This is a genomic window from Verrucomicrobiia bacterium (genome assembly GCA_035495615.1).
In the GTDB taxonomy this organism is placed as follows: domain Bacteria; phylum Omnitrophota; class Omnitrophia; order Omnitrophales; family Aquincolibacteriaceae; genus DATJFP01.
In genome coordinates this window covers 1-13,741 of record DATJFP010000077.1, presented here as the reverse complement: position 1 = coordinate 13,741, position 13,741 = coordinate 1, and the positions used below count along the sequence as shown (strand labels likewise).

The window sequence follows — 13,741 nt, the reverse complement described above, 5'->3', positions numbered from 1 at the left end:
CGTGATCGCCGACGCCGTGAAAAAAGAAGCGCTGGTCGTGGAGGCCACGCGCAGCCACGTCGCGTTTTTCCGCGACGACGATCCGAAAGAAAAGGAAGCAGCGTACGCTTTCACGCTGCCGCAGGCGGTTTTCCGCGGGGACCCCGCGCTCGATCCCACGATCCGCGAATTGCAGACCGCTTCGGGCGGAGAGCCGGAAAAGCCGGGCCTCGAACCGCCGACCGGAAGCGCGTACGAGATCCGCTATTTAAAGCACGGGCATCTGGTGCAGGAAAATTACGGGAAGATCACGACCGAAACCGCGCAATCCATCGCGCACGAGCTCGCGCCGAAGTCGAATATCCAAAGCGTCGTCTATGAGTTTCCGGAATTCTGCGTGGCCAACGCGGAGGGTGACAAAAGAGCCGTGGACAGCGGCTACTATCACTTCAATTTCGAGGAGCTGGAGGCGCGGGCTTCAAGTGCTTCCTGAACGCGAGATACGACTGCGTCTCGAGCAGCGGAAACACCAGGATTCCGCCATAATGCCCGAACGGCAGCACTTTCAAGGACGGCTTGCCCATGGCCTTCCATAAGCCGAAAGAACGCCGGGCGCCCACGACCCGGTCAAAGGCCGCCACGTAAACTTGCACCTTGTCCTTGGGAATGTACGGCGCCAAGAGGATGGGGTCCGTGCGGATATGTTCTTTCAGCTCGCCGTAGATTTTATCCCGCGGCCAGCCGTATTCCTCGTGAACCTTGCGCACGAGTTTCGCCAGCATCGCGTCCGGGCATTCGATAATCACGTCCGGCAGCGGCCCCGCGGGCATGGCCAGCACGTGGTAGCGGATGCGCGGCTCGACCGCCGCGAGCACCGCGTGGAGGATGGCGCCGTAACTCACGCCGAAAGCGCCGAGGCGGTCCGCGTCCACCTCAGGCCTTGCGCTCAGCCAGTCCACGGCTTCGCGCAGGCGGATCACCGAAGACCGCAGGTAATGCTCCACGCCTTCCAGGTCCGGCGCGTTGTCCGTGAGATAAGGTTTTTTCCGGTGCACAATGGCCGCGATGTAGCCGCGGCCCGCGTAATAGCGCGCGAAATGATCGACCACCATGTTGCCGCCGAGAATGGGCGAAATCAGAATGGCCGGCCTTTTTTCGCCGGGCTTGAGGTTCGCGGGAAGATAAAGGTCCACGCGGTTGAGGTATTGGAGCTTCTGGTCGTTCGCGGTTTTCTGGTCCGTCTTGAAAAGCTCTTCGGTCCTGGCCTTCAGGGCCTGCGGGTCTTCGGGATAAAGCTCGGGCGCGAGGTTCAGAGGAAATTCGTAGCGCCGCATGACGTAGCTTTTCGTCTTTTCCTCGAGGACAAGCGTTTCCGGATAATCCCCTTTGGGATAATCGTAATAGCCTTCGTATCCCGGCGGAAGCGCGGGCGCCGCGGGGGCTTTATGCAGGGGCCGCCACACGGCGCAGCCGCTTTGCAAAGCCAGCAGGACCGCGAGAAAAACGCTGAGCCCTTTCCGTCTTCCGCGGTTAATCGGCGTAAATGGGATTGGAAAAAATCCAAGGTTTCCCATCTTTGGTCACCTCCACACGATAAACTCCCGCGTCCGCGGTATCGACCTCGATTCCCGGACCGGTCGATCCCGCGAAAAGATCTCCGTCTTTGAGCAGACGGATCTCCGCGGTTCCGGGCGCGTTGATGTGAAATGTTTTGATGCCCGCCGCGGCGCGGTCCCCCATTTGATAAATCTTTCCGCCGGCCTCCGCATAAAATCTGAAATCCCTTGCAAGGCCGCGCGTATCGAACGAAATAAAGCTGCGCCCTTTTCCGATCGCGTCCACGATCTTGCGCTCGTCCGGCGCGTCCGCGAGAACATTGAGTGTCACGGCCTGAAACATCATGAGCAGGCTCTCAGACGGAAGTCCCAGCATCCGGAAATGGACATGCGCGTCAGCCGCGCCCGCGGCGGCCACGGGCCTTTTCCTGAGCTGCGCGTCCCAGGCCGCAAGCGAGTCGTCCGGCCTGTCGAGCGCCCGTTTCAAAAACGCGGACGTGTGCAAAAATCCGAACGCGGCGCCGGTCGCGGCGCGATTGAGCGCGTAAAGGCGGTGCCCGAAATTGTAAATCTCCATGCCGTCATAGCCTTTGAGATCGAGGCGCTGCCAGGCGCTCCGCTTGCCCACCGGATGCGCGAGCATCGCATAGCCGCCGCGCGCGTGAATCCAATCCATGAGTTCTTCCGTGCTTTTCCCCTTGGGCGCGGCTTCGCCGGTCCCAAGCGCGATCAGGTGGCCGTCGGGAGTCGAGATTTCTTCCCCGATGATGAGAAGCGGGCCTTCTTTGTTCGGCCTCGATTGATACGCGGCCGCCGCATTGCGGTTATTGTGGTCGGTGATCACGACAAAATCCAAGGCGGCCTTGCGTCCGGCCGCGAGCGCCTGCTGCAGCGAGACGCGGGAGTCCTTTGAAAATTCGGTGTGCACGTGGTAAACGCCGCGGTAGACGTTTCCCGGGGCCGCGGGCGCATGAGTCGCCCGGGGGAAATTGGCGCAGCCCGGAAGAAGCAGGAAAGCGAGGACGGCACAGGCCTTTTTCATATTAATAGTATGCCTTTTCGCTCGCGGCGGGGCAATGCTCAGGGCTCAGGCGAAGTAGTACATTTTCTTGATCAGCTCCACCAGCTCGGGAAGGGCGCTTTGGGGCGCGCCTTTTTCCACGACCGCGGGGCTGCCGTGCTTACGCATCTCGGCCATCTCGTCGCCGGAAATGGCGTCAAAAAAAACGATGACGGGAAAACGCATCTTCTTTTTCCGGACTTCGCGGTAGACTTCGCGGCCGTCTTTGTAGGGCATTTTGATGTCGAGCACCAGGACGTCCGGCGGATCTTTCAGGATTTCACTCATGCCCTTTTCTCCGTTGGGCGCGTACTGGACTTCGAACGAGGGATCCACCCGCTTTTCCAGAAAATCGCGGACCATGCGCCCGATTTCTTCTTCATCATCGATGACCAGGACACGCAGTTTTTGCGGGAAGCGGAGCTGCGTAAAAAGTTTTTTCTGAAAATCCGCCATGGATGGAGGCGCCTCGAACACGCCATCCCACGGGATGTCCTTGGGCGGTTTCGCCCCCAACGCGAACAGGCGGAAATCGGACACGGTGCCCCGCCGCGCGCTCAAGGCCTGGGCAAACGGAAGGGTCATCAGACCGGGATTAATAAAGGCAAGGTCATGCGGGCTGCGCTGGAAAGCGGTGCGGGCCGTGGACGCGTCGGTGAAACTTTCGAACTGCGAGGCGGTGTCGTCCGTAAAGTCGGCAAGCATGTCGACCCACGGGCTGTGGGGTCCGTCCAGCAGGAGAATTTTTCGCTGAGGCATGGACTAACTATCGGGAAAAGCAGGCGAAAGTTAAGTGCAGGAAAGCCAGGGCCCCGCGAAAGGCCCGGATTACGCGCTGCGGTGGAACCATCTCTGGGCGGCTTCGGCTTCCCAGAGCTGGACCGCGACGAGGTCCACGTCCGGCATGAGTTCCTGCACGGCGGAGAGGATGACCCGGACGCTCTTGGCTTCGTCGAGCTTGCGGATGAGTTCCGCGTCGAGGAGACCCGCGGCAAGGCGCATAGAGCGCTCGCGGCGGATGGCTTCGTACGCCGGGCGGCGGCTTTGATAGTCTTTGTGGATGAGCCAGCCGATGTTCGCGAGGCTGCGCGCGAGCAGGCTGCGGTTCGTGCTGGAGAAAGTCACGTTGTGGCGCGTAAATTCTTCGAGGCTCGCCAATTTTCCGGCGCCGCGGGCTTCGTTATAAACATCGGCGATCGAGCCGCGGATCCGGCTCGCGAGTTCCTTGCGCGAAACGGCTTCGAGGCGGTAGCGTCCGGCAAAGCCGGCGTAATGATATTCATCATTGAATTCCCGGGAAAGCCGCGCGGCTTCCTGCGTCATGCGCTCGCCTTCTTCCGGCGAATCGTAGAGCATGAATTCCTGCACGTAGCCGTGGGGCTGCTGCGAAAGCGCTTCGGCCACGCCGAGGAAATGCTTTTCGGAATCGTCGATACCTTCGATGACCGAGATGTCGAGGCCGGTCAGCGAGCTGGCGTCCGTCACGCGGGACGGGGCCGCAGCGCCGTCTGTCCCCATGCGTTTAGACACGGGATAATCAAAGTAGAACAGGTCATGCTGCAGGAATTCCACGAGGGCTTCGCGGATCTGCGGTTCGAGGTCCGAAGGGATAATAGCGTAAACGCCCTGGGCCACGTGCACGGACACCCAGCGGCGGTTGTCGTAATCTTTGAGGTAAGGCTTCGCAACGCGGAACGCTTCCTGCCAGCGGCGGAAGTCTTCGTTCGGGAGCCGCAGCGCGGACGGCGCTTCGCGCAGCTCGGCTTTGGGCGCGATCGCGGCGGCGGTATAAGAAACCGTGCCCGTGAAAGTATCGCCCGGCGCGAGTTCGGTCAGATGGGCTTGCGCGATGCCCGCGTTGTGCATGTTGATGGCATCGGTCGAACCCGTCTGCGGCTCGATGGCCACGGTGGGTTTGTCCCCCGGCGTATAGAAAACCGTGTTCGCGAATTCGGCGCTCTGGGCAATCTGGATGACATGGTCTTTTCCGGTGTCGGTCAGGGTCGTGACGACCTGGCCTTCCGCGTCGGGAACAAGTCCCGTGAAAACGTCGTCGTAGCGTTCGCCGCCGATCACTTTGCCGGCGCGCAGATCGAAATGCTCGTCGCCTTCGACCGTGGCGGGCGCCTGGCGGAGCGGAATCAAACCTTCGTCCGCGGCCCAGCGCGCGGCGGCGGGCATCTGTATGGAAACCAGCGACCGGTCTTCGGAAATGCGGAACCACGGATGGAACGCGAACGTCATCGGGATCGGCGCCGCGCCTTTGTTCTGGATCGTGGTTTCAACGCTGAGGTGCGCGCCTTTCAGGCGGTAGGTCATCGTCAGCTTCGCGTCCCCGAAGTGTTCCATAATATAAGGATAAAGAGCCGTGTCGAGCGTGGCCGTGATGAAGACGCCTTCGGCATCTTCGCCGCTCTTCTCGACGATCCAGTCCGCGCTTTCGATCATGCCGTGGATGGCGTGGCCTGTGGGCAGGACTTTCATGCCCGGGACGCCGCCCAGCTCATGCTCGGCGCCGTTCCACGTGAACTTGCCGTTCTGGATGCGGTTGGCGAACGGCCACAGCACCGGAATGCCGCCGTCCCAGGTAAGGTCCTGCGGCTGATACAGCACTTCGCGGTCGTCGCCGTTGACGCGTGTCTGGAAAGAAATGACTTTGTTGCCGAACGCCGGCACGATTTCGAAAGAAGAACCGGTCTTGGTATCGGTGAGCGTGTACACCGTCACGTCCTGGCGCTGCTGCTGGGTCACGGCCTGCACTTTGACTTCCATGCGCTGGCGCGCCTTCTTGAACAGTACGGCGATCTGGGGGCCATAGCCGCCCTTGTCGTTGGCCGGCGTGAGCACGTTCAGACGCTGCATGGCATCCGCCGGCATTTCCCAGCTGAGGACGCGCAGCAACTCCGCGATTTCCGGATGATCGGCAACGGTCAGGTCCGCTCCGCCCGAGGACAGCTGCACTTCGATCTCCTGGCCGTACTGCGGCTGGATCTTGACGACGTGCTCGAGGCCCTGAGCCTTCACCAGGTTGGCGAAAGGCAGAAAATACTGTTTTCCGTCGTTGAAAAGGGATTTCACGATGATGCCGAGCTTGTTCTCCGTGCGGTCGGCGGCAACCTTCACGGGCTTGGTGTCGACGGCCACGAACGTGACCAGCGTCGGCACATTGCCGAGCGGCTTTTCGAAATGAAGGACCGCGCCCGGCGCAAGCTCGGTGTTCAAGCCGTCCGCCGAAGCCACGAGCGGCTTTTTGAGGACAGTGCCCGGCTTCAACACTTCCGCCAAAACGCCTGCGGAAGTCGCGGCATTGTAGGCCACGGCTTTCAGAGGATTCAATTCGTCCGCGAACGGGACTTCGACGTCCGTGCGTTCCGGCATGGTGAAAGTTTCATCAGGCTGGGAAACATGCAGCTGCAATTCGCCCTGCGTGTTCTGGCGGAGGCGGATCCAGACTTTTTTCTGTTCGATTTCCCGCACGCCGGCATTGGCGACAGCCGTACCGGCCGCTTTGAGGACCGCCGGAATCGCCGCCGCGATGCGGGAGTTCGGCACAATCAGTTCCACCGTGCTTTCCTGCACGCGGGCCGCGAAGCCTTTGGTTTTGCCGAGCGTCGTCATCGGGATCGCAAACGTTTCGCCTTCTTTAAAGACCGACTGCACAAGGACCACTGTACGGTTTTCCGTGACCGTCGCGTTGCTTTCTGTCACGTAGGTCACATCGCGTTTTTCCGTCCCGACATAGCGGACAAGCGGCGAATGTCCGGCAACCGCGGTTTTCAAGAAGAGCAGGTCGCCCGCGTGGAAAGACGGCGTGATGTTCTGGCCTTCGCGGGCCAGGACGCGGCGCTGCGAATTGGCGAGCACTTCGGTCACAAGCCGGCGGATGAGCCGCGTGTTGGCGAAGGCCGTCTGCGCCACGGTATCAAGCTCATGGTCCACGGCCTGGGCCTGCGGCTTCACTTTATAAGTAATCGTCAGTTCTCCGGCCGGCAGCGCATCGTTGAGAAACTGTTTGCCGAGAATCATCGGGCTTCCGGGCACCGCGTCGCGGTAGAACACGACATCCGCGAACTCGCGCGGGTTGACACCCGCATGGCCTTCGGCCGCGAGCAGGCCGCGCACGGTCTGGTCGAGGAACACGCCGAATTTCACGTTGGCCGGAACGCGCGTCACGATGACGACGGTTTCTTCTTCGTTCACGCGCAATTCTGATTTAGGAGCGGCGGCGAGCTGCTGGTCCTGCAGGCTGAAGTTGGCGGCCGCGATGGCGCCCGAGCGCGGGGATTCTTTGCCCACGTGCTGGCGGATCGTCAGACCCGCGGCTTCGGCTGCCGTCTGCGCGCCTTCCTGAATCTTGTCGATCGTGCGGCCCTGCGCGATGCCGCCCACGTGAATGACGTCCCATTCCTTGATGCCGGTGACACGCGCGACCTGGCGGTACCACGCCGTGAGGTTCGCTCCGGCCTCGTGGAAAGTCTGGACCGCGATCTCACCCAGAACCACGTCAGGGTTCGAAGGCTCGAGCCGGAGCGCCAGCATGGCCGGTGTCAGACTGGAAGGAGCGGTAAGTCCTTTTTCGCCGTAAAGCTGGGCGGCGCGGCGCACGATGCCGGAAGCATTGGAATACGATTCGATGTCGCCCGGCATGCCGAAGCCTTCGTGGAAAACCGCATTGGCGCCGAAATAATTGCGCACGTGGGTTTCCATGGGTCCGGGAAGCAGCTTGCCGTTGATGGCCACGGCGCCGCCGATGCCGGTGCCGAGTGTGTCGCCGATCACGTTGCCGGTGAGGCCGAGTTCCGCGATCTGATGGAAGATAGAAGCGTTCGCGTCGTTCTGGAACTTGACCGTAGGAACGGCGGCTTTCAGGCGTTCGAACGAAGCGAGCGTGCCGGGCCACTGTGTTTCGAGGTTGACCATGGCCACGATGCCGCCTTCGGGATTCACCGGGCCGGGAACGATGACGTAGATGGGTTTGTCCCGCAGCGTCGTGCCGTAGGTGTGCTCCATGCGGACGATGTAATCCTGAATGAAGCCGCCCAGATCGATGCGCCCTTGCGGAGTCCTGGGCATCTTCTCCAGCGGGATTTCGTCAAACCACATGACCTTGCCGTCTTTCTTGTACGCGACTTTCAGGTTCGTGCCGCCCACGTCGAAGCCGAGGGCTTCGCCCTTATTGTAATCCACGGCAACCTTGGCTTTTTCTTCCACGGCAGCGGCGCTTTCCAGTTTCGGCGCATCGAAATTCCACGTGATGCCCTTGCCGAACGACGCCATGGTTTCCGAGATGCCGAAGGCAACCGGCAGCAGGCCCTTGGCCCAGCCGAGCAGCGTCCTGGCGGGAATCACGGTTTCGTCGGAGACGCCCACCGCGACTTCCGTCGCGCCCACGATGAGGCCGTAGATGTTGATGAGCGACGCGATGCGTGCCGCGAGGCCCACGCGCTCGGCAAGATTGAGCGCCGTAAGCTCGAGGGCATCCTTAGGCATCGTGATCACTTCTTCGTGCACGATGCCGGCGGCGTCGCGCAGGTAAATTTTGATTTCGACGGCCTGGCCCTGGGCCGCCTGGGCCGCGAGCGTTTCATAATGTTTTTCCCACGCCTCGAGGTCGCGGAACCCGCCGATGGCTTCGTTCAGAAGGCCGGTGCGCTGGATTTCTTTCCAGGTCAGCACGTCGGCGACGTCCAGTCCCACGCGGGCAAGAGGACGGGCCACGTTCGCAAACGACAGCTTGCCGTAAGGCACGGGGCCGTTGACCGCGGTCGCCGAAGCGCGCTCGACCGACGGACGGACCGCGTCGAGCTCTTCGAGCATGCCGCTGATTTCCGCCTGCACGGCGGCGTCATCGAAATTCAGATAATAATTGAAGTTGAGCACCCCTTCGACGCTCGCATCCAGCGGGCCGCCGAGGGCGACGCTTTCATCGCGCGTGAGGCGGGCGTTCATGAGAACCTGCTTGGAGAACGACATCGGCTCTTCGAATCCGGAATCCGGAACCGGCTGGCGCCCGCGCGACTGCGTGCGGAAATGCGCTTCGAAAGCAAAGTCCATGGCATTCAGTTCATCCGCCGTGTGCAGGATCGAAACCTGGTTGGCCAGGCCCGTCGCCGGCGTCCTGTCCCACACGCCGCGGTAGCCCAGCGCCTTCACGGTCTTGCCTTCGGCCTTCAGCTTCATGATGGCCTTGAACGTTTCGCGCTTCGTGCTGTCGTGCGCGCCCATGTCGCCGAACTCTTCGTTCGGGAGGATGACCAGATCCGGATTGTCGTGCCTCAGCGCGGCCACGACGTCTTCGACGTCCTGTTCCTTGACCGTGCCGCTGCGCGTCGTGCCGTACCAGGTCGCGTTCATCGGATAGTGGATGTTTTCGTAGCGCACGCCGGCTTCCATGAGCGAGCTCTGCGCTTCCGCGAAGCGGAGGATGACTTTGATGTCTTTCATCACGTCAAGGTCTTCGCTGCCCCATCCGGGCCGGCCCGCGTCGTAAGCCCTGAGCGCCGCCACAAAGGCGCGGAACTGTTCGGTCGTCTGCAGCTTCGCCGCGAGCGCGGGCTTCTGATGGAACAGGCGGAGCAGCAAGAGGCGCGCGCGGTAAAATTGTTCGTCGGCGCTTTCCAGGTTCCAAACATCGTAATCATGCGCCGCGAGAGGCGCGTTGATGTTCGTGCCTTTCAGCGAGCGGATGAGCCGCTGCAACAGGTCCGCTTCCAGGCGGGCAAAAGCGCCTTCGTCGCGCGCGGTGGAAGCGAGGTATTCGAGGTCGTTCAAAAGATCCGTGGAGCCCGCGATCATGTCGAGAACGTGGTAAGCGTAAGTCGAGTGCACGGCCGTGTAGCCCGGCGCCGTGTACCACACCGACACCTGGTGGCCTTCGCGCGTCAGCTGCGCGATCTGCGTGTGCATGGCGAGGATGTCGTCATCCAGGTGCGGGTTCATAAAGGTAATGTGCGACCGGGGTTTCAGGCCCAGGCGCTGCGAAAGTTCGGCGGACGTGATCCGATTAGCACGGATGCGTTCGGCCACGCCGTCGCGCAGCTTGTTCCATTTTTCGGTGTTGCTGGCGCCGGCCGTTCCCTGCAGCAGCGTTGCGTAGTTGGCGCGGCGCACGCTCATGATCGGCGCGTTCTGGCCGCCTTCGGACTTGAAGAGATCTTCGGGCGTGAGTTCCGCGACCGGCTTCTTCACCTGGAGCGAAAGCGTGGTGAAGAGCTTCGCGATCCGGGCTTCGGTCCAATCGGCCTGCTTCAGTTCCTGGAAATCCCAGAAATTGGTTTTGTAGCGCAGGTTGCGCGCCGCGAATTTGTCCACGACCCAAACGACGTTTTCTTTCTGGAGGCGCGAGATCGGATATTCCACGGAAGGCGCGGTTTCGATGCCGCGGCGCAGCGCTTCGGCTTTCTGGATGCCGGTCGCAATGCCGAGGACCTTCACGTCCGGACGCTTCAGGAGTTCGTCGAAGCCGTACGTCACAAAGCCGTATTTTTTCGTGCCCGCGTCAGACCACAGTTTCGCCATGCCGCCGTCTTCTTTCATGTGGTCGGAGGCCATGTGGAACCCGACAAGGCCCATGAGCAGGCCCTGGTCGAACGGCGTGCCCCCTTCCATGAAGCCGATGTGGCCCTTGCCTTCGTAATTCGGCCCGACGCCCGAGATAAAGATGTGGGCGCCGCCCTGCGCCTTGATCTCGTCGGCCATGGCGCGCGAGTAAGCGTAAAAGGCTTCGAGGAATGCGAGCTGTTCGGGGAACGCGTCGAACTCGGATTTATAAGCCGCCGCATCGGCGCCCGAAGTCTTCAACTTCAGGAACTCGTCGATTTTAAGGCCGTTCTTCTGGATGGACTGCATGAGCTTCGCATAGTCGGCATCGCTCATGGCCTTCCCGGTGGAATCGGCCACGTCGCCATAGAACAGGCGGCGGTTTTCCTGCGGGATGCCGAGCCTCTCGAACATATTGTTGAGGATGTTGGCGAAGGCGTGATAATCCGTCCGCTTCTGCGGGAAAAGAGCGTCCAGCGGGTGCACGATGACGCGCGCCATGTCCGGCTTCGCCGTGGTATCGAGGCCGTACTTCGTGAGCCACGCCTGGGCCTCGGCCGAATTCCAGTTCTTGAGGATTTCCGCGGCCTTGGTGTAGGCGATCCAGGGCGTGTTGCCTGTCGCCACGTGGCTGATCACTTTTTCCTGCGCCGGAATCGTCTTGAGGCGTTCCTGGATGGCGCGCAGCCATTCGGCCGCGAAAAGATCGCCGGCTTCGGCAATGTCTTTGCCTTCGAGGATCACGCCGCCGTTTTCGCCGCGCTTCATCAGATTGAACGGGCTGGCAAGGTACGCCGCGATTTCGGGCGTGATGCCGGGACGCGAAACCGTGCGCAACTCCGCTCTGGAGGAAGTCACGCTCTTCAGGTTCTGTTCGAGATTTTCCACGGCCCGCTGCGCGGCTTCGAGCTTGCCGTCTTTCAAGAGGCCCTTCTGGATGAAACCGTTCAACAGCGGAAGGCCTCTGGTGCTCATCAGCGCGAGCGAATCAAAAGCCGCGTCCGCGGATTCGCGGAGATCCCACGCCCGCTTTTCAAGCGCTTCGAGCCCTTCGGCGTCACGCATGAATTTGCGCGTCACGTCGAAGTACAGGTCTTTGCGTTCTTTCACGATGCCCTGGTGCAGCGCCGCGGAGAGCTGGGGCGCGAGGGCCGCGAGGCGGGCAATCAAGGCCAGCCAGGCTTCGCGCGCGGTTTCGTTCGCGGCAAATTCAGGACGGGAATACAGGTTCAGGAGCAGCGACTGGAGCGCAAGCGCGGCTTCGGCAATACCCTTGAGCTCGCGGGCGGCATCCGCGTGGATGTCGTCGTCCCACGTCGCGTCTTTGGGCTCGAGCATGATTTCGATGGCGAGACTTGCAAGGCTTTCGAGATCGGAAACGGTGCTGCCGGCCGAGGCCGTAAAAGCGGCAAGCTCTTCCGCATCCGCGGCGGCTTTAAGGAACCGCTGCGTGACTTCGGCCGTGCTGCCGAAAGGCAGGTACGCATCGGCGCGGGCCGCGGGATTCTTGCTGAGGGCGATGCCCGGGAAATTTCCGGGAACGGCCAGCGTCTCGCGCGTCAGGCGGTTCATCGTGCCTTCCGGGCGGCGGTTCATGAACACGTCGGCATAATCGGCGACCGCATGGGCCAGGCCGCGGGAAGCAAGGCGCCTTCTTTCCTTCTCCGAGGCTTGGACCTCCAGCTTCGAAGACGCCGCAAAAAGAATTTCCTGCCGCGCGCGGTCCGCGATCTGGCGGATGGCAGTGGGCGCTGCCGCGGGCGCGGGAGAACGCAGTTCCGGACGCGGGCTGCCTTTCGGGCGGGCGGTCATTAGTTTATTCGTATCGTGATACCACACGCTGACCGAACCGCGTTCGGCGCGCTTCATCACCATCGGCAGCATGTACCACAGGCCTTCGAGGATCTGCTTCTGCGCAAAGTCGCCGGCCACGAAATTTTCCGTGTCGGCTCTCGCGCCGCCGGCCCACTTGGGCATGGCATCGCGGAAGTAACGGCGGCGCAGGCGGTCCTGATCGTTTTCGAAAACGACGGGCACGACTTCGTCGACCATGGGCTCGATGCTGGGGCTCAGGCCGAAAACAGTTTTGTCCATCACGAGGATTTCGAGCACGGAGCCGATGATGACGCGGCGGCCGGTCTTGGCCATTTCGTCGAACGTGGAACCGGCCGGGCTGTACGGCGCGTCCGAATCCGCGGGCGCAAGGACTTCGGCGCCTTCGATGATGCCGCGCAGGATGCGTTCCATTTCCTTGTCGTTGTAAATCGGAGGCCCGCTGATGATCGAGTAGCGGCCCGCGGCCGTCTTGACGTAACGCAGGTCCGCGCCGGGTTTCAGATGCGGGTCGGAGCCCATGTAATTGACGCGTTTGTTGAGAGGCACCCAGATGCGATTGGCCGCGCCGGAATTCGGGTACCAGCCCTTGTCGAGGAAGCCGCGCGCAAGTTCGTCGCGCAGGATTCCCGTGGCCGTCGTCTTACCCGTGCCCGCGCCGCCGTAAATGCCGAACACCACGACGCGCTTGCCGCTTTCCTGCTTGTGCGCCTTGGCCGACTGCAGCATCCAATAGGCAAACGGCCGGTCCATGTAAACGGCCATCTGCTTGTGGCGGCGCGTGATGATGTCCTTGAAGGCCTTGATCTTTTCGCTGAAGACAACCCAGGTTTTCAATTCGTCGGTGAGCTGCGCGTCCGTGATGGGCGCGAGCAGGTCGCGAAGCACGCCTGCCTGGAAATCCAGAGTCTGGAGGTCTTTGGCCGGGCTGTCGGGCATCTGCGTGATTTCCGCAGGCAGAGGCTGCTGCTTGGACGCCTTCACCTTGGCTTCGACCTCTCCCCGCAGCGGCTGAGGAAGCGCGCCGAGCGCCTTTTCCAGCCGAGCCGCGTCGCTGGCCATAAGCGCGTGGGTCTTCATTTCTTTTGCCCGGGCAGCCATGAGCGTCTGCTCTTCCGCGCGCAGCTTTTCGACCGCGCGGTGATTGGCTTCCGTATAACGAAGGGTGTGTTCGATGTTGGTTTCTCTCACGCCGAAAGGATAGTGGCCGCCGCCCCAGATTTCGTCCATGCGCCGCTGGTTGTCCGCGCGCAGCGTCTGGTAGCCGTTAATCTCCGTCCGCAGCGCCTCGTTTTCGTTTTCGAGCCGGTCGATTTCGAGCGTCAGCATCGCGACCCGCTCCTGATTGGCCTGCAAATCCCCGCGCGTCTGTGCGATGTCGTCTTCCGCTTCGACACGCTCGGCCTTCAGCCGGATCAGCGTCGTTTCGATCTCGGCTTTGCGGGCATTGGCCTGGGCCAGGCTTTCGATCAGCGTTTCCGCGATTTTGTTCATGCCTTTCAATTCGGCAAGCGCCGCGTCGCTCAGGTTGAAGTCTTCCGCCACGCCAAGGTCCATCTTCATTTTGAGGAAAGGCGCGATGCTCTGGATGATGTAAACCGTGCGCCGCTTGTTGCCCTTCTCGACGCCGTTATCGCTGCCCAGCGGAATGGGCTTGCCGTCGTTGTCCAGGACTTCCAGTTCTTCCTTGAAAAGAATCGTGTTGTTGGCCGGATCCAGGTGACGCGCGACCACGCGGTTGCGGATGGTCCTGACGTCGCCGTGCTGGTACCAG

5 protein-coding genes are annotated in these 13,741 nt (G+C 61.7%); 1 reads left to right on the top strand and 4 read right to left on the bottom strand.

All coding sequences use genetic code 11. The annotated features are described in order from the left end of the window. The coding region (locus VL688_09935) for a hypothetical protein (GenBank protein ID HTL48362.1) at positions 1-472 on the top strand (472 nt) is incomplete at its 5' end. Here VL688_09935 and VL688_09930 read toward each other — a convergent pair. The 4 genes from VL688_09930 to VL688_09915 all read right to left on the bottom strand — a co-directional run bounded on the left by VL688_09930 (position 429) and on the right by VL688_09915 (position 13,701). After that, complete coding sequence (locus tag VL688_09930) at positions 429-1,553, bottom strand: hypothetical protein (GenBank protein ID HTL48361.1); 1,125 nt, start codon at positions 1,551-1,553, stop codon at positions 429-431. The genes VL688_09935 and VL688_09930 overlap by 44 nt on opposite strands. Beyond that, a complete protein-coding gene (locus tag VL688_09925; protein ID HTL48360.1) occupies positions 1,510-2,577 on the bottom strand; it encodes a CehA/McbA family metallohydrolase in 1,068 nt (355 codons plus the stop codon). Before VL688_09925 ends, VL688_09930 begins: the two co-directional genes overlap by 44 nt. 45 nt (positions 2,578-2,622) lie before the next feature. Beyond that, positions 2,623-3,354 (bottom strand): response regulator, encoded by a 732-nt coding sequence (locus tag VL688_09920; GenBank protein ID HTL48359.1) that lies wholly within the window; start codon positions 3,352-3,354, stop codon positions 2,623-2,625. Positions 3,355-3,423: 69 nt separating this feature from the next. Next, complete coding sequence (locus VL688_09915) at positions 3,424-13,701, bottom strand: ROK family protein (protein HTL48358.1); 10,278 nt, start codon at positions 13,699-13,701, stop codon at positions 3,424-3,426. Between the last annotated feature and the right edge of the window lie 40 nt (positions 13,702-13,741).

Bases quoted from the DNA above. Each gene is read 5' to 3' on its own strand.
- VL688_09930 (HTL48361.1), bottom strand. From the start codon at position 1,553: ATGGGAAACCTTGGATTTTTTCCAATCCCATTTACGCCGATTAACCGC.
- VL688_09925 (HTL48360.1), bottom strand. From the start codon at position 2,577: ATGAAAAAGGCCTGTGCCGTCCTCGCTTTCCTGCTTCTTCCGGGCTGC.
- VL688_09920 (HTL48359.1), bottom strand. From the start codon at position 3,354: ATGCCTCAGCGAAAAATTCTCCTGCTGGACGGACCCCACAGCCCGTGG.